This is a genomic window from Erwinia sp. B116 (assembly GCF_002865965.1).
Lineage (GTDB): Bacteria > Pseudomonadota > Gammaproteobacteria > Enterobacterales > Enterobacteriaceae > Erwinia.
Genome location: NZ_JRZZ01000001.1, coordinates 172239 through 198327, shown reverse-complemented (window position 1 = coordinate 198327; position 26089 = coordinate 172239). Strand labels below are relative to the sequence as shown.

Sequence of the window (26089 nt, the reverse complement as noted above, 5' to 3'; positions counted from 1 at the left end):
GGGGGGGGGGCTAACCTGCTCTGACTCTGACTCTGACTCTGACTCTGACTCTGACTGGGGCGTGGGCTGAGCAGTGTCTATCCTGGTCCTCATCCCGGCACAGGCCGGAACAGGCGGCTGACGTCAGTAAACGTCGGCAGAAAGCCTGTTGTTCATCCGCTCCGCGCCCTTGATATGTCATTTCGTTATAAGCCATAGCATTTCAGTCGTTTCCAACTATTTCACCGCTGCTTACTATCGCTTAGCAATTAATGCTATCGATAATTCCCGACCGATAATCAGATTAATTAATCAGCATATTTTGCTGATCTACGGCAGAAAAACAGAGCTCAGATGATTGAATTACGTCACGTATCCAAAACATTCGACGCCCGAAGCGGCCCGATCGCCGCCGTAGACGACGTCAGCCTGCGTGTGGAACAGGGGCAGATTTACGGCATTATTGGCTACAGCGGTGCGGGTAAAAGTACGCTGATCCGCCTGCTGAATGGCCTGGAAAAACCCACCGCCGGTAGCGTGATCATCGCCGGGCAGGATATTGCCCGGGCGCGCGGCGAAGCGCTGCGCCAGGCGCGGCTGAAGATCAGCATGGTGTTTCAGCACTTTAACCTGCTGTGGTCGCTTACCGTCAGCGAGAATATCGCTTTTTCGCTGCAAATCGCCGGTGCGCCAAAAGCGGTCATCCAGCGCCGGGTTGCTGAACTGGTCCAGCTGGTTGGTCTGAGCGGCAAAGAGCAGGCTTATCCCGCTCAGCTTTCCGGCGGACAAAAACAGCGCGTCGGTATCGCCCGCGCGCTGGCCAACAGCCCGGACGTGCTGCTGTGCGATGAGGCAACCTCCGCGCTGGATCCACAAACCACGGATGCCATTCTTGACCTGCTGTCAGATATTAACCGTCAGCTGAAGCTGACCATCGTGCTGATCACCCACGAGATGCACGTGGTGCGCAAAATCTGCCACCGCGTGGCGGTAATGGAAGCCGGGCGAATCGTGGAAGAGGGTGAAGTGCTGTCGGTATTTACCCATCCGCAGCAGCCGATTACCCGTCAGTTCGTTCGCCAGACTACCGAATACAGCAATGCTGACACGCCGTTTAACCCGGCGCTGGTGGATGCAGAGGTGGGCAGCGTGCTGAAGCTGACCTTTGTCGGCCAGAGCACCCGTGAGCCGGTTGTCGGTGAACTGACGCTGAAATATGCGCTGCCGTTCAACATCCTGCACGGCAAAATGACCCAGACCAGCAACGGCACCTTCGGTGAGCTGTGGCTGCAGGTCCCGGCCAGCGGTCCCCAGCTGGAGAGCATCCTTACGGATCTGCACGCTCACGAAATTTCTGTCGAGGTGGTAAGCCATGTCTGAGTCCCTGTTTCCCCACCTGAAGCTCGACCAGCTGTGGAACGCCACGCTTGAAACTCTGTATATGACCGCGCTGTCCGGCGTGGCGACCTTTGTGCTCGGTATTCTGCTCGGGCTGGCGCTGTTCCTGACCGCCCGCGGCGGCCTGTTTCAGAACCGGGCCATTTACTCGACGATTTCGCTGCTGGTCAACGTGTTCCGCTCGATTCCGTTCATCATCCTGATCGTGCTGCTGATCCCGTTTACCAAGGCGCTGATCGGCACCATTCTCGGTGCGGACGCCGCGCTGCCGGCGCTGATCGTCGGGGCGGCACCGTTTTACGCCCGGCTGGTGGAGATCGGCCTGCGCGAAGTCGATAAAGGGGTGATTGAGGCCTCGCGTTCGATGGGGGCACGCCTGAGCACGCTGATTTTCCGCGTATTGCTGCCGGAGTCCTCGCCGGCGCTGGTCTCCGGGATTACCGTCACCCTGATTGCGCTGGTCAGCTACAGCGCGATGGCCGGGGTGATCGGTGCCGGCGGCCTCGGCAACCTGGCCTACCTTGAGGGCTTCCAGCGCAACCACGGGGACGTGACGCTGGTGGCAACGGTGATGATTCTGGTGATCGTGTTTATTATCCAGTTTTTAGGTGATGTACTGACTACACGGCTCGATAAACGTTAACTTTTAGGAACTTAAAACATGAAAAAAACACTGACGCTGCTGGCTGCGGCCACCCTGGGAGCCCTGAGCCTGAGCGCATGGGCAGACACGCTGACCGTGGGCGCCTCTAACGTACCGCACGCGGAGATTCTGGAGCAGGCTAAACCGATTCTGGCGAAGCAGGGCATTGACCTGGAGATCAAACCGTTCCAGGACTACATCCTGCCGAACACCGCGCTGGCCAGCCGTGATATCGATGCCAACTACTTCCAGCACATCCCGTACCTGAACAGCGTGCTGAAAGATCACGCGGGCGACAAAACCTATGACTTCGTCAGCGCCGGTGCGATCCATATCGAGCCGATTGGCATCTACTCTAAAAAGTACAAATCGCTGCAGGATCTGCCGCAGAACGGCAAAATCATTATGCGTGACGCGGTAGCCGAAGAGGGGCGTATCCTGTCGATCTTTGAGAAAGCCGGCGTCATCAAGCTGAAGCCGGGCGTCAGCAAGGTTGACGCGCGCATCAGCGACGTGGTGGAAAACCCGAAAAAGCTGAAGTTCCTGGCGAACGTGGAAGGCGCGCTGCTGCCGCAGATGTATAACAACGACGAAGGCGACGCGGTGGTGATCAACGCCAACTACGCCATCGACGCCGGCCTGAACCCGGTGAAAGATCCCATCGCCGTCGAAAGCGGTGAAAACAACCCGTACGCCAACATCATCACCGTACACCGCGGCGACGAGAACAAGCCGGACATCAAGGCGCTGGTCGACGTGCTGCACTCGAAAGCTATTCAGGAGTGGATCCGCACCAAGTACAAAGGTGCGGTGATCCCGGTTAACAACTGATAACCTGTTGACACAATCGATGGCGGGGGTAGGCTTACTTTTGCAAGAAGATACCCGTAGCACAACGCCTGAAGTGGTCACCACCCATAACAGGAACCGAAATTAAACCCGTCTTACCGGGTCGGTTTTTTTTCGCCCCCTGAATTTCCCACACTCCACGAAAAAAGGCAGGGGTGGTCGCCCCCGCCTTGTTTCAAGTCCCTTTGGCCCTTACGGGCTTCCGGTCAGTTGCCTGACTGCAACGATAATCTGCAGGGTAACGTAAACGATCTGCAACGTTACCAGGATGGTTGCCAGATTAATCACTTGGGCGTTCTCCATCACGCGGAGAGTGCCACACGTCGCTTATGCCTTTGGGTCTCCCTCACGACGCGTATCTTGCTGAAATTGTCTGTGGCACTCAACGGGGTGGAGGCAGAACGGACAGCACCACCTGTTGCCGAACGGGAAAATCTGAGCGCCTGACGCTTTGCCACCCGATTGAATGCCATGACTTACATTTCTCAGCCAGCACATCATAGCGATAATTACCCACGTGACAATTAGCATGCTTCATCACTTCGATGAGGTTTACAGATTGACAGCACCAGGTTCAGGACTAAAATATCACCCTCTTGCTGAAATTGCCTGTGGCACAGTTTCTGACGTGGTCACCACCCACAGCAGGAACAGAAATCAAACCCGTCTTACCAGGTCGGGTTTTTTTTCGCCCTGAATTTCCCTGCCTGCTCTTTTGACTGCGGCGCACCGTGGGTCCTGTCCGCTGACCTCTCGCCTTAACCCATCTCCCGGTTAACCATATATTTTTTAATCATTCGTCCTGTTTTTTTGCCCGCGTTACACTGAATTTCATGTGAAAAGGGCGGAAAACTCAATGATCAGCGTTAGCGGTTTAAATAAAAAATTCAAAGATTACCAGGCGCTTAACGACATTAACTTCAGCGTGAAGCGGGGCGAAGTTGTCTCCATTATCGGCCCGTCCGGTTCCGGTAAATCGACCCTGTTGCGCAGCCTCAACCTGCTGGTGAAACCGGATAGCGGCCAGCTGCAGATCGGCGATAAGCAGATCGACGCCGGGCGCTTAACGCGCCGCGGCACCGCAGAATTTCGTCGCCAGAGCGCGATGGTGTTTCAGCACTACAACCTGTTCCGCAATAAAACCGCGCTGGAAAATATCACTGAAGTGCTGATCTACGGCCGTGGTTTTTCACGCGGTGATGCTGAAGCAAGGGGCAGGGAGCTGCTGGACCAGGTGGGGCTGGCGCATAAGGCCGACGCCTATCCGGTCACCCTTTCCGGCGGGCAGCAGCAGCGGGTGGGCATTGCCCGTGCGCTGAGCCTGGAGCCGGCCGCGCTGCTGCTGGATGAACCGACCTCCTCACTTGACCCGGAACTGCGTCGCGACGTGCTTAACCTGATCGCCAGCCTGGCGGAGCGTGCGCTGACCATGCTGATCGTCACCCACGAAATGCGCTTCGCCCGTGACATCTCCCAGCGAATTTTCTTTATGGATCAGGGCCGTATCATCGAACAGGGTGCCCCTGACCAGCTGTTTGACGCCGGCGCGCACCACCGCGCGCACCGTTTTCTTCATGAGTTTGCCTGAGCCGGTAAAAGGGAGTTTTGCTGATGAATTTTGATGTGAACTATATGCTGGCGCTGATCCCCCAGCTGCTGACGTACCTGCCGGTCACCCTGTATATCGCGCTGTTCTCCATCGTGCTGGCCACGCTGCTGGGCATCGGCCTGGCGGTGCTGCTGCGGGGCGCGCGGCCGCTGGCCGTCTTCGCTCAGGTTTATATCTCCTTCTTTCGCGGCACGCCGGTGCTGGTGCAGCTGCTGATCATCTACTTCGGCCTGCCGCAGCTGTTTCCGGCGATGAACAGCCTGAACGCCACCTGGGCGGTGATTATCGGGCTGAGCCTGAACAGCGCCGCCTATCTGGCCGAGGTGTTTCGCGCCGCCATCGACTCGGTGGATAAAGGCCAGTGGGAAGCCTCGCTGGCGTCCGGGCTGAGCGGGTTCCAGGCCTCGCGGCGCATCGTGCTGCCGCAGGCCGGGCGCAACGCGCTGCCGGCGGCCGGTAATATCTGGATTGGACTGATCAAGAACTCCTCACTGGCCTTCACCCTCGGCGTCAGCGAACTGCTGGCCGGCGGCAAGCTGATTGCCACCGAATCACTGAAGTACTTTGAAGCCTATTTTGCCGTCGGCCTGATCTACTGGGCGCTGACCATCGTGCTCAGCGCGCTGCAGCGCCGGCTGGAACGGGCCGTTGGCAAACCTTACCTCGTCTGACTCATCGGGAAATCACGTTATGAAAGGCTATAAAATTGCGCTGCTGGCCGGCGCGCTGGCCGTGCTGAGCGGCTGCGACAAGGCCGCTGACTCCGCGGCGGAGCAGCCGGTGCTGCGGGTCGGCGCCACGCCGGATGGCTATCCGCACTACTTTGTGGAAGGCAAACAGGTGAAGGGCTTCAGCGCCGAAATCCTGATGGCAGTGGCGGACAAAATCCACTACAAAATTGAGTGGGTCACCTCGGACTGGGTGGGGGTGCTCGGCTCACTGGAAACCGGCAAGGTGGATACGGTGGGTAACTTTGCTGATACCCCGCAGCGCCGCGAGAAGTATGACTTCAGCGTGCCTTATTACTACTCCGCCGCCGCGCTGGCGGTGAGCGTCAACAATACCACCGTGCACGGGCTGAAAGACCTGGCCGGTAAGACCGTGGCCGCCGATCTCGGCTCCAACTATGCCAACGTACTGAAAGAATTTGATCCGGAAAACAAAATCAGGCTGGTGACCTTTGACGGTTCTGACGTGGTGATTAACAGCGTGGCGCAGGGCAAGGTTGACGCCTATGTTTCCGGTGAAGTGCTGCTGCTGGGCCGGATTAAACACCGCAACCTGCCGCTGAAGGTGGTGGGGGAAACCTTCGGTGAGAAAACCGTGGCGCTGCCGTTCCGCAAGGATCAACGCGGTGAAGCGCTGCGTAAAAAAGTCGACGTGGCGATCGAACAGCTGCGCGCCGACGGCACGCTGAAGAAGATTTCAGAAAAGTGGTTTGAGCGTGACCTTACCGTCAGCAATCAGCCTGCAAAAGGATAACGTTATGACGATGCATCTGGCGCTGTTCCCTGAAACCACAGTCTGCTACGCGGGCTGACGATGGATCGCCGGTTCCGGCTTTATCTACGGCTGATTCACTGGCGGAACGCATGACGCAGTGGTATCAGCAGCGTGCGGTGAATGGTTTTGTGGTGATGCCACCTCGGATTGCACCGCCCGGCAGCCTTATTTAACGGCTTGTACACTAATCACCCACCAAAAGTGGGTGTTTGAACTACCTTTAACCGTTGATTCTTCAATTCGTCAGGAGACAACGATGAGCCACGATCCCCGCAAACCCACCACCACCGACGCTGGCATACCGGTCGCCAGCGATGAACATTCGCTGACTGTCGGCCCTGATGGCCCGATTATGCTGCACGATCACTACCTGATCGAACAGATGGCCAACTTCAACCGCGAGCGCATTCCTGAACGCCAGCCCCACGCCAAAGGCAGCGGCGCTTTCGGCCATTTCCAGGTAACGGATGACGTCAGCCGCTACACCAGAGCGGCGCTGTTTCAGCCGGGCGTAAAAACGGACGTGGTAATGCGTTTCTCCACCGTGGCGGGAGAGCGCGGCAGCCCTGATACCTGGCGCGACCCGCGCGGCTTTGCCATCAAGTTTTATACCGAGGAAGGCAATTACGACATGGTGGGTAACAATACGCCGGTGTTCTTTATCCGCGATCCGATGAAGTTCCAGCACTTTATCCGTTCGCAGAAGCGCCGCGCCGATAACAACCTGCGCGACAACGATATGCAGTGGGACTTCTGGACGCTGTCGCCGGAGTCATCCCATCAGGTAACCTGGCTGATGGGGGATCGCGGCATTCCGTCAAGCTGGCGGCATATGAACGGCTACTCCAGCCACACCTACCTGTGGGTTAACGCCGCCGGGGAAAAGTTCTGGGTCAAGTATCACTTCAAAACCGATCAGGGCGTTGAGTTCCTGGCGCAGGAGCAGGCTGACCAGCTGGCCGGCCAGGACGGTGATTACCATACGCGCGATCTGTTTGAAGCGATTAAGCGCGGTGAGCACCCCAGCTGGACGCTGTATATGCAGGTGATGCCGTTTGCCGAAGCGGAACACTACCGTTTTAACCCGTTCGATCTGACCAAAGTGTGGCCGCACGCTGACTATCCGTTAATTCGCGTGGGCAGGCTGACGCTGGATCGTAATCCAACGGATAACCACGCGCAGATCGAGCAGGCGGCGTTTGAGCCGAACAATCTGGTCCCCGGTATCGGCCTCAGCCCGGACAAGATGCTGATTGGCCGTATCTTTGCCTATGCCGATGCGCACCGGGCACGGCTGGGCGTCAACTACAAGCAGATCCCGGTCAACGCACCGCACTCGCCGGTCAACAGCTACAGCAAGGACGGTGCGATGCGGATTAACCCGGTCAGCGATCCGGTCTATGCGCCGAACTCTAAAGGCGGCCCGGCCGCCGACGGCGTGCGTTATCCTACCGATTCTGCCTGGCCGGCCAGCGGCGAGATGGTGCGCCAGGCCTACACGCTGCGCCGCGATGACGATGACGTAGGTCAGGCTAATACGCTGATTAATCAGGTGATGGATGACGCCGCCCGTCAGCGGCTGGTGAATAACGTCAGCGGTCATCTGCTGAACGGCGTTGAAGAACCGGTGCTGTCGCGCGCCTTTGATTACTGGCGCGCAATCGATCGGACGATAGGCGACCGTATCGCGCAGCAGGTGCAGGCGGAACGCGCAAAGCGCAGCTGAGGGTCATGCCATCAGACCTGGCTGCCCGGGCATAACCGGCCTGCAGGCGATCTACCCGCGGTAAAAAAACCGGGCGTAACGTACACGCCCGGAGATTCAGTCAGTTTCGGTGCCTGATGCGTCGCAGCCCAGCCGGCTCAGCAGCGGCCACTGCAGCATTAAGGTATCGATGAGCCCATCCAGCTCCGCGCGGGAAGCCCCTTCGCGCGCGCGCACCGACATGCCCTGCAGCAGGCAGCCAAGATAACTTGCCAGCTGCTGCACGTGGGTCTGCGGATCCAGCTCGCCTGCCGCCTGACGGCCCTGCAGAAACGCCAGCAGCTGTGCCTCCTGGCCCTGATGCTTTTTACGCAGCATCTCCGCCACCTCGGTTGAGTCGGCCGACAGGCCGGTGGAGGTGCAGATCAAAAAGCAGCCGCCAGGCTTTTCACCGTCGGTAAAGCAGGCGGCGGTGGTGCGAAAATAGTTCTCGATTCCCCCGGCTACGCAGCTCTCCGGGCAGACCAGCTGCGCCTCGCTCTGGCTGGCAAATTTATCCGTGTAGCGATCGACGGCGGCGCGAAACATCCCCTCTTTATTGGTAAATTCCGCATACAGCGTCGGCGCTTTGGCACCGGTGGCGGCGACCAGATCGGCCAGCGAGGTGGCTTCATAGCCGTGCCGCCAGAACAGCTCCAGCGCTTTATCCAGCGCCGCCTCGCGGTCGAAGGTTTTTGGCCGGCCACGGCCTTTACGTGTTACGGCGTCCTGCTCAGTCATCGTCATTACTCCTCACTTCGCATTAGCGCACAAAAGATTAAGTTATCAATCAGTATAAAAATATTATATGCGCCTGTCGAGTGACATTGCTCGCAGATTTTCACAGCAGTAAGAACAAAAAATTCTAACTTTATTCAACGTAAATTCAGTATCTTAACCATTAAGTTATCGATCGTTAATAAAATGGTGTTGACGGGTTGCCACGCACTGCTTATTATTTACCTATCGATCGTTAATAAATAACGACGGCAACCTTAAATCAACGAATCAAAGCGAGATAAAATCATGAAAACCATCAAAATGACCCTGGCCGCCATCGCCCTGACTACTGTTTCTTTCGCCGGTTTTGCCGCCGATCAGGTCAGCAGCGCGCCTGAACAGCAGCAGGAAATCGGCGTGGTATCCGCCAGCGGCGCCTCTAACCTGACTTCTCTTGAAGCGCGTCTGGCAGCAAAAGCAGAGCAGGCCGGTGCAAAATCATTCCGTATCACCTCAGCATCCGGCAATAACAAACTGCACGGCACTGCGGTTATTTACCAGTAACAGCAAAATGTGATGGTGCATCAGGGGGAACTATGAAAAGCACATCTTTAGCCCTTGTTGCCGTCATCCTGAGCACCCTGTCCGGTGCCAGCCTGGCTGCATCTTCTGCGGGGGCACTTCCACCGGTTTCTGCGGTGGTGTCTAACGTCACCGGCAGCACCACGCTGGTGTCACTGGACGGGCAACTGACGGGAAAACCACAACCCCGTCAGGCAACTTTACGCACCGCCTCCCTGTGGGGGCTGAATGAAGCGAACGGGATTGCCATTAGCGATCGTTAATCGCCAGGCGACCGGCAGGTAAAATCAGCAAACCACTGCATCTCTGATGCAGTGGTTTTTTTTGCCTGTGGATTGCCGGTACGGTATACCGGCCGGTGTGGGGGGGAAGGGGATCAGTGGTGGTTCTCAAGAAACGCCGCCCGGTCATAGCAGCGGTCTGCCTGTGAAGTCACCGCCGTCATATGCATTGCGCCGTGGATCTGCCCAGCCAGGCGTTCAGAACGTACCCTGACGCCAGCGTCGGCGAGTCGTGCGGCGTACGCTTCCGCCTCATCGCGTAACGGATCGTATTCACAGCTCAGAATGGTCGCCGGCGGCAGATCCTGCAACTGCGTGGCCGCCAGCGGCGACAGCAGCGGCTCCTGTTGCGAAGCTCCCGCGGTATAACCCTGCCAGCAACGCGTCATCATTTCCGCCGTTAAACCATAGCCCGTAGCGAAATACTGATATGACGCGCTGCTCATCGTCGCATCCAGTGCCGGCCATAGCAGCAGCTGGTGGAAGATGCCGGGCCCGCCGCGCTGGCGAGCCAGCAGGCAGGCCGCCGCCGCAAGATTGCCGCCTGCACTGTCGCCGCCCACCGCGATACGTGCGGGATCCAGCCGGAGCGGTTCCGCCAGCAGGTGAATGCCGCACAGCGCAGCATAAAAATCATCCAGCGGCTGCGGCCAGGGATGCTCCGGCGCCAGCCGGTAGTCGACCGACAGCACCACACAGCCGGTGGCCTCCGCCAGCCGCCGGCAGGGGCGATCCCATGCGTCAGGCGACCCCAGCCGCCGCCGTGGGCGTACACCAGAGCCGGGCGGTTTTGCCTCTTCGCCAGCGCATAGGGTTCGTAGATCCTCACCGCGATCGGCGTGCCGTCCGCGGCGGGCAGGCTCAGGCGATGCTGATAGTGCGCATCGCGATCGCCACCCTGTTGCCGGATTAGTGACGCATCGGTGGCCTGACGCAGCCCGGCCAGCGTGTGCGGGGCAGGGACTCCGGATTGCGCCGCCAGCCAGGCGGCAACGGCGGGATCAAGCGACATGGTCTGCTCCCTGTTGCAGGAACGGCAGCAGCAGATTGCAGAACGCCTGCGGGCACTCTTCGGTAATAAAGTGGCCGCAGTCATCGACGATGGCGTGCTGCAAATCGCGGGTCACCGGCAGCAGCGTCTGATAGGGTGCCTCTGCGGTGGCGTGCCGGGCACCGATGGCCAGCACCGGCATCGCCAGCGGGGTTTGCGCCCGCTGCAGATTCTGCTGTACCGTTTCCGGGATCGCGCGATAGTAGTTAAAACCCGCGTGCAGCCTCCCTGGCGCGCTGTAGGCGTTGATATAAACCTCTGTCGCCACCGCATCGCGTCGCCACGACCAGCGGTCGAAGATATAGCTGAGGTACTGCCGTTCACGGCCAACGGTTAAGGCTTCCGGCAGATCGGCCAGCTGATTAAACATAAAGTGCCAGAGGAAAATATTCTCTTCCGGCGCGACAAAAACCGGCGGCGGCGGGGCCAGTCCCGGGATCACCGCTTCGGTCAGCACCAGCCGCTCGACCGCCTGTGGAAAATCGGCCGCCAGCGCGTAACCGACCCACATCCCGATATCGTGACCGATCAGCGCAAAGCGCGGATGCCCGAGTTGCAGCATCATCTGATGCAGGATGGCGGCAATCGCGCCGGTGTCATACCCCGCCGCCGGCGTGTCTGACTCCCCGCAACCCGGTGGGTCGATAGCAATCGCCTGAAAGCCGGCCGCGGCCAGCGCCTGCATCACATAGCGCCAGGTGTACCAGGTCTGCGGCCAGCCCGGCAGCAGCAGCACCGGTTTACCCTCGCCGGCGGTGACCAGATGCAGTTTACGGCCGGACACCTGCGGATAGTGGTGCTGCCAGCCCTGCGGCAGCATATCGGGGCTGACGGGTGAAAAGATTGTCTTCATGATGTCATCCCCAGCAGCGTACGCAGGCCAACCGGATCAAGCGGTGCGGCAGCGAAGTCGTCAAATACCGTGTCGGCAACCTCAATAATCTGGCTGCGGATAAACGCCGCGCCCTCCCGTGCACCGTCCAGCTTGTTTTTCAGGCAGCACTCCCATTCCAGCGTGGCCCAGCCCGCATAACCCTGACGGGTTAGTGTGGCGAAAATGGCCTTAAAATCGACCTGGCCGTCGCCGGTGGAACGGAACCGCCCGGCGCGGTCGGCCCACGGCTGATAGCCACCGTACATTCCCTGACGGCCGGTCGGATTAAACTCGGCGTCTTTGACGTGGAACATGCGGATGTAAGGCTGGTAAATCTCCAGAAACGCGCGGTAGTCGAGCTGCTGCAGCACAAAGTGGCTGGGATCAAACAGCATCCGGCAGCGCGGATGGTGGCCGGTGCGCTGCAGGAACATCTCAAAGCTGATGCCATCGTGCAGATCTTCACCGGGATGGATCTCAAAGCACAGATTGACGTTGTGCGCGTCGCAGGCGTCAAGGATCGGCAGCCAGCGGTGGGCCAGTTCGTCAAACGCGGTCTCTACCAGCCCGGCGGGGCGCTGCGGGAACGGGAAGATATAGGGCCAGGCCAGCGAACCGGAGAAGGTGCCAAGTTCGGTCAGCCCGAAGCGCGCCGACGCCTTTACCGCCGCCAGCATCTGACCGGCCGCCCACTGCTGGCGGGCGATGGGATTACCCTGCAGATGCGGCGGGGCGAAACTGTCGCACAGCGCATCATAGGCCGGATGTACCGCCATCAGCTGGCCGAAGATATGGCTGGTCAGTTCGCTGATTTGCAGCTGATGCCGTGCCAGCAGCTGGCGGATTTCATCGCAGTACGACTGACTTTCCGCCGCCAGATTAATATCGATAAAACGCCGGTCCCAGGCCGGGATCTGCAGCGCCCGGAAGCCGTTCTCCTGCGCCCATGCGGCCACCGCCGCCAGACTGTTAAACGGAAACGCGTCGTCGCTGTACTGAGCAAGGTGCAGGCTTGGACCCTTAATGGTTTGCATACTGAACCCCTGTTGTTTGTTGATTGACAAACAATAGGGTAAAATCAGCGTCCTGGGCAACGGCTGTTGGCCGTGTGCCGCACAATTCGCTCATCCCGCGGCGTATTTATTAGCGGATTAAGGTGCTAACAGGCTGAATAATTAGCATAATAACCGGCAACCAGCACCCAACGATGGAGCCATGATGGCGGGCAGACCAAGAGAATTTGACCGTGAGCAGGCGTTAATTGCCGCCAGAGATCTGTTCTGGCGTCACGGCTATGAGGGCACCTCGCTGGCCGATCTGGTGGCCGCGCTGGGCATTGCCTCGGCGCGTATCTATAAGGCCTTCGGTTCAAAGGAGCAGCTGTACCGTGAGGCGATCGGCCACTACGAACAGTACGAAGGAGGATTTGCCGCGCGCGCGCTGCAGCATCCGCAGATCCTCAGCGCCGTGCGCCAGATGCTGGAGCAGGCGGTAGTGCTGTACACCGACAGCGAACCGCCCGTCGGCTGTATGGTGGTCTCGGCGGCGGGCGGGCTGAGCCAAGAGAATCAGCCGCTGGCGCAGTGGCTGGCACAGCAACGTAAAGATCGTACTGCAGAAATCGTTGCCCGGCTGCAACAGGCGCAGGCGGAGGGGCAGCTGCGGGCGGAAGCGGCCGCGCAGCCGCTGGGGGAGTATTACGCCACCGTACTGCATGGTCTGTCGGTACAGGCGCGCGACGGTGCCAGCCGCGAACGGCTCAATGCGGCGGTGACCCTGGCGATGCTGCCCTTAAAGAGCCTGCTGGCCGACTGACCTTTTGTGCCGCTCATCCGTATGGGGGATTTTTTTCGCCGCTGTCCGGTGCTGAGATGATCTGACCACTCAGAATTCAGCGGAGGCGATATGGGCAGGGCACAACTTCTCACGACGGTAAGCGAGTTTTTACCGCGCGATCACGGCCACTTTATTAACGGACAACGCCGCAGCGGCAGCGGCACACGGCGGCCGGTGGTGGATCCGGCCAGCGGTAAGCGCATTGCAGAAGTGCACGACGGCGGTGCCGCAGAGGTCACCGCCGCGATGGCCGCCGCGCAGGCGGCCTTTAACGGCGAATGGGCCGCCACGCCAACGCTGGCGCGTGGCAACCTGCTGCTGAAGCTGGCCGCGGCGCTGGAGGCACATCGTGAGGAGCTGGCGCAGCTGGAAACCCTCTGCTCCGGCAAAACCATCGCGCTGTCACGCGGGCTGGAGCTGGATCAGTCGGTGGCGTTTCTGCGCTATTTCGCCGGCTGGGCCGGAAAGATTAACGGGGAAACCCTGGCGGTATCAATCCCCCCCTTCGCTGACGAGAAATACCGTGCCTTCACCGTGCGTGAACCGCTGGGGGTGGTGGTTGGCATTCTGCCGTGGAATTTTTCGATCATGATTGCGGTATGGAAGTTTGCTGCCGCGCTGATCTGTGGCAATACCGTGGTGCTGAAGCCCAGCGAGTATACCCCGCTAACCTTGCTGCGGTTGGCGGAGCTGGCGAATGAGGTGGGGTTTCCGCCCGGTACCCTGAACGTTGTCAATGGCGATGGCCAGGTGCTGGGGCCACTGTTAATTGCTCACCCCGCCTGCGGGAAGGTCAGTTTCACTGGCTCAATGAAAACCGGACGCGTGGTTGGGGACGCCGCCAGCCAGCGCGGCATCCCGGTCACGCTGGAACTGGGGGGGAAAAACGCGGCACTGTTCCTTGACGATCTTAGCGTTGAGGAGATGGTCGACGGCATTATGGAGGCGGGTTATCTCAACCAGGGGCAAATTTGCTCTTCCGCCGAACGTTTCTATCTGCCGGCAGGGAAATTAGACGCGGTGCTGCAGGCGCTCAGCCTGCGCCTGGCGGCTCTGAAGCCAGATTCGCCACTGGATGATGACTGCCTGCTCGGCCCGCTGGCCAACGCGCCGCATCTGGAAAAAGTACAGGGGCTGATTGCCGCCGCGCAGCAGGACGGAGACCGGCTGGTCTTTGGTGGTACCCGCCCGGCAGGGGAGGGATATTACCTGCTGCCGGCGGCGATCGCCGCCCGCAGCGCGGACTCCGCCATTATGCAGCAGGAAACCTTCGGCCCGGTCGGGGCCTTTCTCGCCTGGCAGCAGGAGGAACAGGCGCTGCAGTGGATTAACGACTCCCCTTACGGACTCTCCGCCAGCGTCTGGACCCACGACCTCAGCAAGGCACTGCGCTACAGCGAAGGTATACAGGCGGGCACCGTCTGGATCAACATGCATAACATCCTCGACCCGGCGCTGCCGTTTGGCGGCATCAAGGGCTCAGGCAACGGCCGCGAGTTTGGCAGCGCCTTTATTCAGGATTACACCCGGCTGAAATCAGTGATGATGCGTTACTGAACGTTAGGAGCGCGGAGGGACAAGTGTGCAGGATTCCGGGTCAGGGTCACTCCAGGTCAAACTGTGAGTTGTATCTAATCTTATGCGCAGGCCAATGGGATCAGGAGAAGTAGTCAACCCAAGAGTTAAATCACATTTACTCAGGATCGGCTTCATTCTAAACTCTTAAAGGATGATATTTTTTCTCAGGCACCAGAACACAGGGTTACTAACGTGGCAAGCGCAGACCAACTTAAAGCACTGATTAAATCGCACATCAGTCGCGATGATGGACACTTCTATTCGGTGGCCATGCAAGTTGCTGCGCACGAAGCTAAACAAGGCCATGGCCGTTTAGCCGATGAGCTGGTGAGTATGCTCGACAAAGGTAAGGCAAAACTGGCCGGTGACAAAAACGGCAAGCTTGTGCCCTTTGCCAATGCAGCCAAATCGCGAACCGATCTTGGGAACCTGCTGAACGTAAGCGAGCCGGATTATCGCCTCTCAGATGTTGTGCTTGAAAAATCTGCGGAAGCACAGTTAAACCGCCTTGTTCGCGAACAGCGAATGATGGCGCGCATCCGTGAACACGGCCTTTCGCCGCGGCGTAAAGTTCTGCTGGTCGGCCCGCCGGGAACGGGAAAAACGCTTACCGCTTCCGCTCTGGCCGGTGAACTCGGTATCCCGTTGTTTCAGGTACGCTTCGATGCTCTCATCACCAAGTTTATGGGCGAAACCGCCGCCAAGCTTCGCCAGGTGTTCGACGCTATGGCGGATATTCGCGGGGTCTATTTTTTCGATGAATTCGATGCTATTGGCTCACAGCGCAGCCTGGCGAATGACGTTGGTGAAATTCGTCGAGTACTGAACAGCTTTCTGCAAATGATCGAGCAGGATAATTCTAATAGCGTGATTGTTGCCGCCACTAACCATCCGGAAATCCTTGATTACGCACTCTTCAGGCGATTTGATGATGTGATTGAATACCATTTGCCAACGCCGGAACAGGGAATGGATCTGCTTAGGGTAAGACTGGGTGCCTTTAGTCCAAAACCCTTCAGGAAGACTGGCCTGCCAGCCCTGCTCGATGGGCTGAACTATGCGGAAATTTGCCGGGCGGTGGATGAGTCGATCAAAGATGCGTTAATGAGCGACCGTACTACGGTTGATGTCACTCTGCTCAGACATGCGCTGGAAGAACGGCATCAGATTAGCCTAAAGCTTGCGAAAAATGGAAATAAGAATCTGAATCATGACGGAACCAGCCGCAAATAAACGACCGCATTTCATTCTCCCGAGTACTGCAAAGAACGAACCTTTTACCACTCCTCCTTCGGTTAGTAGTGGCTCTCCTCCATTGCCTGAGAGAGATCGTCAGCAGCACGGGCAAATGCTCAGTGGCCAGCTTAAGCAGGTAAGTGAGAAGGCGGAGCAGGCTCGGGATCAGCAGAGAGCAGCGGCATTGCAAAGCGGTATTGGTATACAGGTTGAGTTTGTTGGTCAGGCAGACGTTGCCCTGGCCTTTGAGAGCCTCAGCAACGAACGAAGTCGTGACCGCTCCAGGAACATTGAAGTACTGAGCCTGCACGTCAGTGAAGAAAATATTACCTCGGCAAACGTCTTCATCCCTGACGGTAAAATAAGCCACTTTGAGAAATACCTGAAAGCCTATCTGGAAGACAGGCGGAGCGTAAGTGGCGTTTCACTCGCACACAAGCCATTAATTAATACCCTCTCTGCTATCCGTCTCTCCACTATTCGCTCTCTCTGGACGGATGATGATGAGTTGTTGCCAACCGATCAGGAAGAATCGTTCTGGTGGGAAGTCTGGCTGCCGGTGCGTGGTAATCGTGACGCCGTTCTCGCCGATTTTCGCACAATAATCTCAACGACAGGCTGTAAGGCCAGCGGGCATGCCGTTACTTTCCCGGAGCGAACGGTTACCTGGATGTTTGGTTCGCAGCGTGAGTTTTCCCGTTCAGGACTGCTTCTCAACTGCGTGGCAGAGCTGCGCCGGGCAAAAGAGACAGCAGAGTTCTTCACACGTGAATCCCTAAATGAGCAGAGCTTGTGGGCTGAAGAAATGCTGGGACGCCTGCGCGTACCAGTTGAGCGGGAGGCCATCCCTTATGTTTGCCTGCTCGACTCGGGCCTAAATCGTGCCCATCCTCTGATTTCCCCGTTGGTGCATGAAGATGACGTTTATGCCGCTGACGAGGCCTGGGGAACGGACGATCGCATCAATCACGGCACCGGACTTGCCGGGCTGGCACTGTATGGCGACATGTTTGACGTATTAGTTTCTCAGGGGGAGTTCGGTATTAACCATCGTCTGGAATCTGTAAAGCTTTACTCAGCGTCCGGAGAACAAAATGGCGACGCCCACGATCATGCTTATCTGTTCAGCATGGCCGTGACGCGTCCGGAGATTCGTTTTGCAGAGAGAAAGCGGGTATTCAGCTCGGCGGTAACGGCTACAGACTATCGCGATTTTGGTAAACCTTCAGCGTGGTCTGCAATGGTAGATTCTCTGGCTGCTGACTCAGGAGCGGAACCTGCTTTTCCGCGGCTGTTTGTCCTGTCTGCCGGTAACATCTTCAATTCTGACCACTGGCAAAGATACCCGGACAGCCTTTCAGTAAATCGTATCATTCTGACCACTGGCAAAGATACCCGGACAGCCTTTCAGTAAATCGTATCCACGATCCGGCGCAGGCGTGGAATGCTCTGACGGTGGGGGCCAGCACCAGAAAAACCTCGCTGGATGAACCCGGATTTAACGTGCTGGCGGCTGAAGGTGGCTTGAGTCCATTCACCTCAACTTCATCTGGCTGGGACAACGTCTGGCCGCTTAAGCCGGATGTTGTATTCGAAGGCGGTAATGCCGGTACTGATGGCACAATGTCTGATAACTTCGACAGCCTGGAGCTATTGACGGCAAACGCCCGGTTTCACCGGAATTTATTTACCACTATCAACGCCACCAGTGCGGCTTCTGCCCTGGCTGCCAGCATGGCCGCGAAGCTGATGGCTCATTTTCCGGACCTTCGCCCTGAAACCATCCGCGGTTTGATGACGCATTCAGCTCGCTGGACGCCAAAAATGCTGGAAATGTATCCGCCGAACAATCAGGCAGGGTATGCAAGGCTCATCAGGCACTGTGGTTGGGGTATACCCGATCAAAATCTTGCCATGTGGAGCGTCAACAACAGCCTGTCCCTGATTGAAGAAAGCAGCCTGCGACCCTATCAGAAAACCCATGAGGGTATTAAAACCCATCAAATGAACGTTCATGCACTTCCCTGGCCTGTCCAGGAGTTGCTTGAGCTTCGTGATACGCCTGTTGAAATGAGGGTGACTCTTTCTTATTTCATTGAGCCCAACCCATCGTCACGAGGGTCTGTGTCAAAATTCTATTACCCTTCGCATCGTTTGCGTTTCGCGATGAAGCGCCCTACAGAACAGTTCGATGATTTCAGAGCACGTATTAATGCTGCCGCCCAGGTTGTGGGCGAAGAGGCAATGGCTTCAGGTAATGATAGAAACTGGCTGCTGGGTAAGACTCAGCGCCATAAGGGCTCGCTTCATCAGGACATCTGGCAGGGCACCGCTGCTGAATTGGCTAACTGTGGCTTTCTGGCCGTATTTCCGGGGCAGGGATGGTGGAGAACTCGTCAGGCGCTTGAAAAATATGATTCGGAAGCGAGATACAGCCTGATCGTATCCATCCATGTGCCGGGCACTGAAGTAGACCTTCTGACCCCTGTTCAATCTCAAATTGATGCGCTAATCGCAAACCCTGTTGCAATACCGATCTGATCTTCAGCATCCTGAAGAGAATCCCTGTGGTTCCTCAGATCTTTTGCCCCACCAGCCTCGCTGCTTAAACAAGCGGTTCGAACATCTCCGTCATCGCCCGCCGGTTAGCGGATTGGCTGCCCTTCAGCCACACCAGCCAGATTTCGGCGGCACCCTGACCGTCAGCCAGTGGCCAGGCGCGCACGCTGTCGCGCCCCGGCATGCTCGCCAGCATGCTGGCCGGCACCAGCGCCAGCCCGGCACCGGCGCTGACGCAGGCGACGATGCCGTGATAGGACTCCATCTCAAAAATTTTACCCGGCACCGCGCCGTCGCGGGCAAACCAGTTCTCAAAGCGCCGTCGATAGGAGCAGTTGGCGCGAAAGGCGTAGACAGTCGCGCCGGAGATGCTGGCGGCGTCCGGCACCGGCGGGTGATGGAGCGCCGAGATCAGCACCAGCTCTTCGGCAAACACCGCCACCCCCTCAAGCTGCGGATGCCTGGGCGGGCCGTCAACAAAGGCGGCGCTGTAGCGGCCGCTCAGCACGCCGTCAATCATCGCCCCGGACGGGCCGGTGGTCAGGTCCAGCTCTACCTGCGGCCAGCGCTGATGATAGCGCGAAATCAGCGGCGGCAGGCGCACGGCGGCGGTGCTCTCAATCGACCCCAGCGTAAAAATGCCGCCCGGCTGCTGGCCGGAGACGCAGGCGCGCGCCTCGTCCGCGAGCGCCTGCAGCCGCCTTGCGTAGTCGAGCAGCGTGCGGCCGCTGTCGGTTATATGCAGCCGCAGCTTCTCGCGGCGAAACAGTTCGCAGCCCAGCTCCTCTTCCAGCTGGCGCAGGCGGGTGGAGACGTTCGACGGCACGCGGTGCAGCTTCCCGGCGGCGGCGGTAATGCTGCCCTCTTCGGCCACGGTGCGAAATACCTCCAGCTGGGTCAGATCCATCATCTTTCTCTTTTTAGTACGGTTATTTTCTTAATTATTCATTTTTCATGAAGGTATCGCAAGCCTATGATAAGTCCATTCGAAGCTGGCGCTGGCTGCCATACTTCACAGTCAACTCTGATAAAAGGTGCCAATCATGACCCAGACAACCGTCGCCGTATCCCGTAACCCCGCAACCGGTGAAGAGCTGGCGCGCTATCCGTTTGCCAGCCAGGCCGACGTGGACGCCGCGCTGGCGCAGACGGATGCTGCCTTTAAGGCCTGGCGCAGCCGTCCGGTAGCCGATCGCGCGCAGCTGCTGCGCACCATGGCCGGGGCGATCCGTCAGCACGCCCGGCCGCTGGCGGAGATGATGACCGCCGAGATGGGCAAGCCGATCGACCAGGGGCTGGCTGAAGTGGAGAAGAGCGCGAAGCTGTGCGACTGGTACGCCGAGCACGGCCCGGCCTATATCGCGCGCGAACCGACGCTGGTGGAAGGTAACAAAGCCTTTGTTGACTACCTGCCGCTGGGCCCGGTGCTGTCGGTGATGCCGTGGAACTTCCCGATCTGGCAGGTACTGCGCGGCGCGGTGCCGATCCTGCTCGGAGGCAACAGCTACCTGCTGAAGCCGGCCCCTAACGTTATCGGCTGCGCGCTGCTGCTGCAGCAGGTGCTGCAGGATGCCGGCGTACCGGTCGGTCTGTTTGCGGTGATCAACGCCGGTAACGACGGCGTGGCGCAGGCGATCCGCGACCCGCGCATCAAAGCGGTCACCGTCACCGGCAGCGTGCGCGCCGGTTCGGCGATTGCCGCGCTGGCCGGTGCCGCCATCAAAAAATGCGTGCTGGAGCTGGGCGGTTCGGACGCCTTTATCGTGCTGGCGGATGCGGACATTGATGCTGCGGTAAAAGGCGCCATCACCGGGCGCTTCCAGAACAGCGGCCAGATCTGTATCGCCGCCAAGCGCATTATCGTGGAGGAATCGGTGTATGACACCTTCCGCGACAAGTTTGTCAGCGCGGTTGAGGCAATGAAAATTGGCGACCCGCGTGAAAGCGGCGTCTGGATCGGCCCGATGGCGCGTTACGATCTGCGCGACGAGCTGGACGGTCAGGTACAGGCGACCCTGCGCGAAGGCGCTGAACTGCTGCTGGGCGGCAAGCCGCTGCCGGGCGTGGGTAACTGGTATGCGCCAACGGTGCTGGCTAACGTCACGCCGGCGATGACCAGCTTTAAGCAGGAGCTGTTTGGCCCGGTCGCCTCGCTGGTGGTGGCAAAAGATGCCGATCACGCCATTGAGCTGGCTAACGACTCCGAATTTGGCCTGGGCGGCAGCCTGTGGAGCCGCGATCTGGAGAAAGCGCAGCAGCTGGCGTCGCGCGTGGAGACCGGCGGCATGTTTATCAACAGCCCGAGCTTCTCCGACCCACGCGTGCCGATCGGCGGAGTAAAAAACAGCGGCTTTGGCCGCGAGCTGTCGCATTTTGGCCTGCGTGAGTTTACCAATCCGCAGACGGTGTGGATTGAACAACCTTAAAACCCCGGCCCCGTCACCCGACGGGGCCGATTTATCTCCGACGATAACCACATCCCGCCATCTGAACCAGCGGCAACGTCGAGGATTTACGGGCCTTCTGAGAGTTATCACTTCCCCTTAACGCCTGACCTGAGCCGGTTGCCGGCGAAGCCTGGGGTGTTTTTCTGACTGACCTGTGACTTATCAGCTGCGCCGTCAGCAGCAGGCTCCGGTCTGAACGCGGCAGGAATCCCCGTCCTTCAGGGCGTGAAGGATATCAGGCAATACGTGTCAGTGGCGTCCGTTGCGCCTGCCAGCCCAGTTCTGGCGCGATCAGCGTCGCAAAGTCGGTGAGGATCTGCCGGTACTCCGCCGCGCTGAACTCATACGGCAGCTCCAGCCGCAGCTCGTCCACCTGATGCAGCACCGGATCGTTCACCAGCCGTTCGATAATCTCCTCTGCGCTACCGACGATATCCTTTGAGAACAGCGTGCGGCGTTCGCCCTGCGGGGCGAGCGTCCGCGCGTGGCGGCTGGCGGCAAACCCGGCGTAACGGCGGCGGCTGGCCTCGCTGGCACCGTCGGTGGGGACGATCACCCGTCCTGCCGCGATGCGCGGCGGGCGTGCGCCGGCGGGCAGGTTCTCGCGGTAGGCCTTGAGCTGCGCCAGCTGCGCGGTGTGGTAGTCATCGGTATTTTCACCGGAGGTGAGGTTGCCGATCAGCAGGTTAAAGCCGTTGGCCGCCGCCCAGCTGACCGAACGCAGCGAGCCGCCGCCGTACCACAGCCTGTCCGCCAGCCCCGGCGACTGCGGGTGCAGGCGCGGACGCTGCTGGTTGCCCGGCGAAACGATAGTTTCCCCCTCCGGGCCGAGATAGTGGCCGCGCAGATTGTCCTGCAGCTGCTTAACGCGACCATACGAATAGTCCTGCTGCTGCCAGTCATCAAAGAACACCGACGGCCCGATAAGCTCCAGATGGTTAGGCTTACCGGCGCTCAGTCCGGCGTTCAGCCGCCCGCCGGAGAGGACGTCAACGGTCAGCAGATCTTCCGCCAGCCGGAACGGATTCTCATAGCCCATCTGGATCACCGCGGTACCCAGTTCTATGCGCCGGGTGCGCTGGCTGGCGGCGGCGAGGAAGGTGCTGGCCGACGACACGCCGTGCTCGAGGTGGCGCTGGCGCACCCAGGCCCCGTTAAACCCGAGCGCCTCGCCCAGTTCGAACAGCTGCAGCGTCTCCTCCAGCCCCTGCAGCGGCGTTTCATCCGGGTAATTGCCGGGGGTGAGAAATGCGATATGTGAAATTGCCAGTTTTGCCATAAAAGTACCCACGCAGTCCTTGTATTCGCCTGTGCTCCACCGGGCCGGGAGCGACCTGCGATGGAGTGTGTCCTGACCGTCGGCGCAGGGGAAATAAGCAATCCGGCAGTCGATATGCAAAAAATGACAACCGTCTCCTGACCGGTGACGCCCCCTGAACCGATACGCGGCAGTTACCCGCCAGAGCTGCGGTGCGGGTTATTCAGGTTTGGTCGGCCACTGCCGGTTAAATCATTCACGTGAAATTACCGGCAATTGTTTTGCGCTTTAAGCATTTGTCACTCCCTCCCGCTTCAATTATTGTGCGGCCTTACCTCTTTTTTCTGAGTTAATTCCTCGGGCAGCAAGAGAAATTTGCGCCTGCTGGCTCATGCGCAACTGTATACTAAAGATAATCGGGAGTAGGGATGAAAGCGTTAATTAAGGCTGCCGCGCTGGCGGTATTTGGCATAAGTGCCATCACCGTTGCGGCGGCGGAGGATAACAGCGTATTACGTTACGCCATCTGGAGTAATCCCAACGGTACGTTTCATCCCACGCTCTATTTTTCTAATTATGACCGCGCCGTCATTTTCACCGTATACAGCCGCCTGTTTATCCTGGATCCGCAGCAGAAGCCGGTGCCGTCGCTGGTGGAAAAATATGATTATTCTGCCGACGGTAAAACGCTGACCCTGCATCTGCGCCCTGGCGTCAAATGGCACGACGGCCAGCCGCTGACCGCCGAAGACGTCGCCTTTACCTACGCCAGCGAAGCCTCGCCGGACTTTCCGCGCGATCGCCCGGATTTTGTTAAGCGCCTGGCAGGGTTTGACGACGTTGATAGCGGTAAAGCGCAGGCGCCGTCCGGGATTAAGGTGATCGATCCGCTAACCGTCAGCTTCACCTTTACCGCCCCTTACTCCGGTGCGCTGGCACACTTTGCCGATAAGCCGGTGCTGGCAAAACATATCTGGCAGAAGGTGCCGGTTAAAGAGTGGAACAAAGCCAGCCAGCTGCTGCGCCATCCGGTCGGCAGCGGACCTTATAAATTCGTTGAATTTATCTCCGATCGGTACGTTAAGCTGGAGCGTAATGACGACTACTTTGGCGACAAAGCCAGAGTGAAGACGCTGATTTTCAAAGTATCCAGCGCGCAGACGGTGCAGAATGAAATCATCAACGGCGATATTGATATCGCCGAGCTCTCCAGCTGGAATCCGCGCGATCTGGCCGCTTACCAGAAGGCCGGCATCCGCGTCGAGGAGCAGCGCGGCACCACCGCCCAGTATCTGTCGCTGGACACCACTAACGGCAAGCTGCAGGACCGCCGTGTGCGCCAGGCGCTGGCGTATGGCATTAACCGCCAGGCGATCGTCGACAAGCTGCTGGCCGGTCACGGTCAGGTGTTTAACACCAAAGAGAGTCCGCAGAGCCCGTTCTATCCGTCAGGCTTAAACCCGTATGCCTACGACCCGCAAAAAGCAAAAGCGCTGCTGAAAGAAGCGGGCTGGGTGGACAGCAACGGGGACGGCATCGTCGAAAAAGACGGTAAGCCGTTTACCCTGACTATCGATTACCCGACCGGCAACCGCACCCGCGAACTCACGGCACCGATTATTCAGCAGAACCTGAAGGCGGCAGGCATTAACGTGGTGCTGAACGCCGCAGACTTTAACGCCACCCTGTCGATCCTGCAGGACGGCCAGCGGAAATACGACGGCCTGCTGATGGGGGGGACGTTCCGTCCTGGCGTTTACGATAATAATTTCTGGTGGGAACGGTTTAAATCACCGCAGCTGGATAAGTTCGCGGATGAATTTAATTCGACCATCGACCCGGCGGCGTTAAAAACCAGCGTCGGCGGCTGGCTGCGGGACATTAATACCGAAGTGCCGCACGTCTGGCTTTATATTCCCAACGAGGGCTACGTGCTGAGTAAACGGGTGACGCATTATCACTCCTGGGCTTATGAACCTTTTGCTGACGTCAGCAGCTGGACGGTTCAACCTTAAGCCTGTGCACTTCCCGCGCTGACGGGCGGGAAGCGGTTATTTATTTACGGAATACGGAACCTGCGATGCTGCGTTATCTCTTCCACCGGTTGCTGATCTCGGTGCCGGTGCTGGTCGGTATTTCCCTGATCGTCTTTTTCCTGATCAAACTGCAGCCCGGTGACCCACTGGCCGGCATGATTTCGCCGGAAACCACGCCGCAGCAGAAAGAGGAGATGATGCGCGCGGCGGGCTACCGCGATCCGCTGTGGCAGCAGTACGGCCGCTGGGCGCTGCAGGTGCTGCAGGGCGACCTCGGCCACTCGACGCAGAACGGCGTGGCGGTACTGACGCTGATCGCGGAACGGCTGAGCAACACCTTTCTGCTGGCCGGCGGCTCGCTGATGATCGCCCTGCTGATTGCCTGGCCGCTCGGGGTGTGGATCGGCCTTGCGCGCGGCGGTAAAACCGACCGGCTGGTGGCGCTGTACTACTTTATTACCGTCTCTATCCCGGTGTTCTTCACCGCCATTCTGCTGGTCAAGCTGTTCGCCATGAACCTGCGCTGGCTGCCGGTTTCCGGTGCCACCACGCTGGGCGTCACCCTGACCGGCACTGACTATCTGCTGGACGTGCTGCGTCACCTGTTGCTGCCGGCCGCCGCGCTGGCGGTGGCGAACATCGCCATCTTCAGCCGCTATCTGCGTGCGGCGATTGACGACATGATCCGCCAGCCTTTTGTCCGCGCGCTGTTTGCCCGCGGGCTGCCGCTGCGGCGGGTGATTTTTCCGCATCTGATTAAAAACACCGCCCGACCGCTGATCACCCTGTTCTGCCTGGAGCTGCCCGCGCTGCTCTCCTCAACGCTGCTGACCGAAATCATCTTTAACTGGCCGGGCGTCGGGCGGCTCAGTTTTGATGCCATCCAGGCGCGGGACTATCCGCTGCTGATGGGCATCGTGCTGTTTCTGGCCGTGGTCACGCTGCTGATTAATCTGCTGGCCGATATTCTCTACGCCGCGGTTGACCCGCGCATAAGGATCCGATGAGCGCTGAAACTGACTACGCTGCGCCGGTGGGGCGGGCATCACGCCCCGCGTTGCTGCGCGACGGCTTTTTTCTCAGCGGGGCGGCGATCCTGCTGCTGCTGGTTGCTCTGTCGTTGCTGGCGCCATGGCTGACGGGGCACAGCCCGGATGAAGCCGACCTGTTTGCCATTGAATCACCGCCTGATGCGGTCTACTGGCTGGGCACTGACGAGATTGGCCGCGATGTGCTGGCCCGGTTGCTGTACGGCGGCCAGGTGTCGATCTTTGTGGCGCTGGCGGCGGTGCTGTTTCAGGGGGCGATTGGCATCACGCTGGGCAGCCTGGCCGGGTACTGCGGCGGTCGGGTGGACGGCGTGATTATGCGGCTGATCGATATCGTGATGTGTTTCCCGTTTTACGCCATGGCCATCACCCTGGCGGCGATTCTGGGCGCCAGCCTGTGGAACGTGATTTTTATTATCGGCATCCTGCACTGGACCGGGCTGGCGCGGCTGGTGCGTGCCGAACTGCTGGCGCTGCGCGAAAGCGGTTATGTGCTGGCAGCGAAAGCGATCGGCGTGGGGGGGCTGACCATTATCCTCCGCCATCTGCTGAGAAATGCCTGTGCGCCGGTACTGATCAACCTGACGCTGGCGGTGGCCAACGCCATTCTCGCCGAAGCGGCGCTGAGCTTTATTGGCCTTGGCGTCAGACAGCCGCAGCCGTCTTGGGGCAATATGCTCTCTGCCGCGCAGAGCCTGCGGGTGATCGACGGCGAATGGTGGCTGTGGGTGCCGCCGGGGCTGGCCATCGTGCTGATGGTCCTCAGTATTAATCTGATTGGCGAGGGTGTTGGCCGGGTGCTTAACCCGCGTCCGGCCGCCCCCGTCCGCGATATCGCATTGCGATAAACCTCAAAA

Annotated in this window: 24 protein-coding genes; 18 read left to right on the top strand and 6 right to left on the bottom strand. The window is 59.0% G+C overall.

What is annotated here, in order from left to right:
- Nucleotides 1-333 precede the first annotated feature (333 nt).
- From NV64_RS00770 to NV64_RS00740, 7 genes are all read left to right on the top strand, one after another.
- Nucleotides 334-1359, top strand: a complete 1026-nt coding sequence (locus NV64_RS00770; RefSeq protein WP_101505090.1) for a methionine ABC transporter ATP-binding protein — start codon at nt 334-336, stop codon at nt 1357-1359.
- Nucleotides 1352-2020 (top strand): methionine ABC transporter permease, encoded by a 669-nt coding sequence (locus NV64_RS00765; RefSeq protein WP_056237545.1) that lies wholly within the window; start codon nt 1352-1354, stop codon nt 2018-2020. The genes NV64_RS00770 and NV64_RS00765 overlap by 8 nt, the downstream gene beginning before the upstream one ends.
- A gap of 18 nt (nt 2021-2038) precedes the next feature.
- A complete protein-coding gene (locus tag NV64_RS00760) occupies nt 2039-2851 on the top strand; it encodes a MetQ/NlpA family ABC transporter substrate-binding protein (protein ID WP_056237542.1) in 813 nt (270 codons plus the stop codon).
- 874 nt (nt 2852-3725) lie between these two features.
- Entirely contained in the window at nt 3726-4457 is a 732-nt protein-coding gene (locus NV64_RS00755) for an amino acid ABC transporter ATP-binding protein (protein WP_056237540.1), read from the top strand.
- 23 nt (nt 4458-4480) lie between these two features.
- Nucleotides 4481-5149 (top strand): amino acid ABC transporter permease, encoded by a 669-nt coding sequence (locus NV64_RS00750; RefSeq protein ID WP_056237538.1) that lies wholly within the window; start codon nt 4481-4483, stop codon nt 5147-5149.
- 19 nt (nt 5150-5168) lie between these two features.
- Complete coding sequence (locus NV64_RS00745) at nt 5169-5960, top strand: transporter substrate-binding domain-containing protein (protein ID WP_056237536.1); 792 nt, start codon at nt 5169-5171, stop codon at nt 5958-5960.
- 277 nt (nt 5961-6237) lie between these two features.
- Complete coding sequence (locus NV64_RS00740) at nt 6238-7707, top strand: catalase (protein WP_056237532.1); 1470 nt, start codon at nt 6238-6240, stop codon at nt 7705-7707.
- A 96-nt stretch (nt 7708-7803) separates the two neighbouring features.
- Here the strand turns inward: NV64_RS00740 and NV64_RS00735 are convergent, their stop codons facing one another.
- Complete coding sequence (locus NV64_RS00735; protein ID WP_056237530.1) at nt 7804-8466, bottom strand: TetR/AcrR family transcriptional regulator; 663 nt, start codon at nt 8464-8466, stop codon at nt 7804-7806.
- A 285-nt stretch (nt 8467-8751) separates the two neighbouring features.
- On the opposite strand from NV64_RS00735, the gene NV64_RS00730 reads away from it, so the two are divergent.
- Both NV64_RS00730 and NV64_RS00725 read left to right on the top strand, forming a co-directional pair.
- Complete coding sequence (locus tag NV64_RS00730) at nt 8752-9009, top strand: YdgH/BhsA/McbA-like domain containing protein (protein ID WP_056237527.1); 258 nt, start codon at nt 8752-8754, stop codon at nt 9007-9009.
- A gap of 32 nt (nt 9010-9041) precedes the next feature.
- A complete protein-coding gene (locus tag NV64_RS00725) occupies nt 9042-9290 on the top strand; it encodes a hypothetical protein (protein ID WP_056237523.1) in 249 nt (82 codons plus the stop codon).
- Nucleotides 9291-9403: 113 nt separating this feature from the next.
- On the opposite strand, the gene NV64_RS00720 is transcribed toward NV64_RS00725, so the two are convergent.
- The 3 genes from NV64_RS00720 to NV64_RS00710 form a co-directional block, all read right to left on the bottom strand.
- Complete coding sequence (locus NV64_RS00720) at nt 9404-10003, bottom strand: alpha/beta hydrolase (RefSeq protein ID WP_369878837.1); 600 nt, start codon at nt 10001-10003, stop codon at nt 9404-9406.
- A gap of 306 nt (nt 10004-10309) precedes the next feature.
- The gene (locus NV64_RS00715) at nt 10310-11212 is read right to left on the bottom strand and encodes an alpha/beta fold hydrolase (RefSeq protein ID WP_101505089.1); all 903 of its coding nucleotides are present in this window, start codon (nt 11210-11212) and stop codon (nt 10310-10312) included.
- A complete protein-coding gene (locus NV64_RS00710) occupies nt 11209-12267 on the bottom strand; it encodes a sugar phosphate isomerase/epimerase (protein ID WP_101505088.1) in 1059 nt (352 codons plus the stop codon). Before NV64_RS00710 ends, NV64_RS00715 begins: the two co-directional genes overlap by 4 nt.
- Nucleotides 12268-12451: 184 nt before the next feature.
- On the opposite strand from NV64_RS00710, the gene NV64_RS00705 reads away from it, so the two are divergent.
- The 5 genes from NV64_RS00705 to NV64_RS23605 all read left to right on the top strand — a co-directional run bounded on the left by NV64_RS00705 (nt 12452) and on the right by NV64_RS23605 (nt 18424).
- Nucleotides 12452-13048, top strand: a complete 597-nt coding sequence (locus NV64_RS00705) for a TetR/AcrR family transcriptional regulator (RefSeq protein ID WP_101505087.1) — start codon at nt 12452-12454, stop codon at nt 13046-13048.
- Between the two features lie 90 nt (nt 13049-13138).
- On the top strand, nt 13139-14626 hold the full coding sequence (locus NV64_RS00700; protein ID WP_101505086.1) for an aldehyde dehydrogenase family protein: 1488 nt from the start codon (nt 13139-13141) through the stop codon (nt 14624-14626).
- A 213-nt stretch (nt 14627-14839) separates the two neighbouring features.
- A complete protein-coding gene (locus NV64_RS00695) occupies nt 14840-15880 on the top strand; it encodes an AAA family ATPase (protein ID WP_101505085.1) in 1041 nt (346 codons plus the stop codon).
- A complete protein-coding gene (locus NV64_RS23610; protein WP_199177601.1) occupies nt 15858-17297 on the top strand; it encodes a S8 family serine peptidase in 1440 nt (479 codons plus the stop codon). Before NV64_RS00695 ends, NV64_RS23610 begins: the two co-directional genes overlap by 23 nt.
- 41 nt (nt 17298-17338) lie before the next feature.
- Nucleotides 17339-18424: a S8 family serine peptidase gene (locus tag NV64_RS23605; RefSeq protein WP_199177600.1), complete on the top strand. Its 1086-nt coding sequence runs from the start codon at nt 17339-17341 to the stop codon at nt 18422-18424.
- Between the two features lie 64 nt (nt 18425-18488).
- On the opposite strand, the gene NV64_RS00685 is transcribed toward NV64_RS23605, so the two are convergent.
- Nucleotides 18489-19349, bottom strand: coding sequence for a LysR family transcriptional regulator (locus NV64_RS00685; RefSeq protein ID WP_101505158.1), 861 nt, complete (start codon nt 19347-19349; stop codon nt 18489-18491).
- 136 nt (nt 19350-19485) lie between these two features.
- Here NV64_RS00685 and NV64_RS00680 point away from each other — a divergent pair, with 136 nt between their 5' ends.
- Entirely contained in the window at nt 19486-20868 is a 1383-nt protein-coding gene (locus NV64_RS00680) for an aldehyde dehydrogenase family protein (RefSeq protein ID WP_056237507.1), read from the top strand.
- Nucleotides 20869-21124: 256 nt separating this feature from the next.
- Here NV64_RS00680 and NV64_RS00675 read toward each other — a convergent pair whose 3' ends face one another.
- Complete coding sequence (locus NV64_RS00675) at nt 21125-22168, bottom strand: LLM class flavin-dependent oxidoreductase (protein WP_056237504.1); 1044 nt, start codon at nt 22166-22168, stop codon at nt 21125-21127.
- A 407-nt stretch (nt 22169-22575) separates the two neighbouring features.
- Here NV64_RS00675 and NV64_RS00670 point away from each other — a divergent pair, with 407 nt between their 5' ends.
- From NV64_RS00670 to NV64_RS00660, 3 genes are all read left to right on the top strand, one after another.
- Nucleotides 22576-24162, top strand: coding sequence for an ABC transporter substrate-binding protein (locus tag NV64_RS00670; protein ID WP_056237500.1), 1587 nt, complete (start codon nt 22576-22578; stop codon nt 24160-24162).
- Between the two features lie 65 nt (nt 24163-24227).
- A complete protein-coding gene (locus NV64_RS00665; RefSeq protein ID WP_056237498.1) occupies nt 24228-25190 on the top strand; it encodes an ABC transporter permease in 963 nt (320 codons plus the stop codon).
- Nucleotides 25187-26080, top strand: a complete 894-nt coding sequence (locus NV64_RS00660; protein WP_101505084.1) for an ABC transporter permease — start codon at nt 25187-25189, stop codon at nt 26078-26080. The genes NV64_RS00665 and NV64_RS00660 overlap by 4 nt, the downstream gene beginning before the upstream one ends.
- Nucleotides 26081-26089: the final 9 nt, after the last annotated feature.

What these genes read in the sequence shown, in the direction of transcription:
- NV64_RS00680 (WP_056237507.1), top strand. Translation starts at nt 19,486, where the DNA reads ATGACCCAGACAACCGTCGCCGTATCCCGTAACCCCGCAACCGGTGAA.
- NV64_RS00710 (WP_101505088.1), bottom strand. Translation starts at nt 12,267, where the DNA reads ATGCAAACCATTAAGGGTCCAAGCCTGCACCTTGCTCAGTACAGCGAC.
- NV64_RS00725 (WP_056237523.1), top strand. Translation starts at nt 9,042, where the DNA reads ATGAAAAGCACATCTTTAGCCCTTGTTGCCGTCATCCTGAGCACCCTG.
- NV64_RS00675 (WP_056237504.1), bottom strand. Translation starts at nt 22,168, where the DNA reads ATGGCAAAACTGGCAATTTCACATATCGCATTTCTCACCCCCGGCAAT.
- NV64_RS00730 (WP_056237527.1), top strand. Translation starts at nt 8,752, where the DNA reads ATGAAAACCATCAAAATGACCCTGGCCGCCATCGCCCTGACTACTGTT.
- NV64_RS00705 (WP_101505087.1), top strand. Translation starts at nt 12,452, where the DNA reads ATGGCGGGCAGACCAAGAGAATTTGACCGTGAGCAGGCGTTAATTGCC.
- NV64_RS00735 (WP_056237530.1), bottom strand. Translation starts at nt 8,466, where the DNA reads ATGACTGAGCAGGACGCCGTAACACGTAAAGGCCGTGGCCGGCCAAAA.
- NV64_RS00715 (WP_101505089.1), bottom strand. Translation starts at nt 11,212, where the DNA reads ATGAAGACAATCTTTTCACCCGTCAGCCCCGATATGCTGCCGCAGGGC.
- NV64_RS00760 (WP_056237542.1), top strand. Translation starts at nt 2,039, where the DNA reads ATGAAAAAAACACTGACGCTGCTGGCTGCGGCCACCCTGGGAGCCCTG.
- NV64_RS00755 (WP_056237540.1), top strand. Translation starts at nt 3,726, where the DNA reads ATGATCAGCGTTAGCGGTTTAAATAAAAAATTCAAAGATTACCAGGCG.
- NV64_RS23610 (WP_199177601.1), top strand. Translation starts at nt 15,858, where the DNA reads ATGACGGAACCAGCCGCAAATAAACGACCGCATTTCATTCTCCCGAGT.
- NV64_RS00745 (WP_056237536.1), top strand. Translation starts at nt 5,169, where the DNA reads ATGAAAGGCTATAAAATTGCGCTGCTGGCCGGCGCGCTGGCCGTGCTG.
- NV64_RS00740 (WP_056237532.1), top strand. Translation starts at nt 6,238, where the DNA reads ATGAGCCACGATCCCCGCAAACCCACCACCACCGACGCTGGCATACCG.
- NV64_RS00770 (WP_101505090.1), top strand. Translation starts at nt 334, where the DNA reads ATGATTGAATTACGTCACGTATCCAAAACATTCGACGCCCGAAGCGGC.
- NV64_RS00685 (WP_101505158.1), bottom strand. Translation starts at nt 19,349, where the DNA reads ATGGATCTGACCCAGCTGGAGGTATTTCGCACCGTGGCCGAAGAGGGC.
- NV64_RS00665 (WP_056237498.1), top strand. Translation starts at nt 24,228, where the DNA reads ATGCTGCGTTATCTCTTCCACCGGTTGCTGATCTCGGTGCCGGTGCTG.
- NV64_RS00670 (WP_056237500.1), top strand. Translation starts at nt 22,576, where the DNA reads ATGAAAGCGTTAATTAAGGCTGCCGCGCTGGCGGTATTTGGCATAAGT.
- NV64_RS00660 (WP_101505084.1), top strand. Translation starts at nt 25,187, where the DNA reads ATGAGCGCTGAAACTGACTACGCTGCGCCGGTGGGGCGGGCATCACGC.
- NV64_RS00750 (WP_056237538.1), top strand. Translation starts at nt 4,481, where the DNA reads ATGAATTTTGATGTGAACTATATGCTGGCGCTGATCCCCCAGCTGCTG.
- NV64_RS00700 (WP_101505086.1), top strand. Translation starts at nt 13,139, where the DNA reads ATGGGCAGGGCACAACTTCTCACGACGGTAAGCGAGTTTTTACCGCGC.
- NV64_RS00765 (WP_056237545.1), top strand. Translation starts at nt 1,352, where the DNA reads ATGTCTGAGTCCCTGTTTCCCCACCTGAAGCTCGACCAGCTGTGGAAC.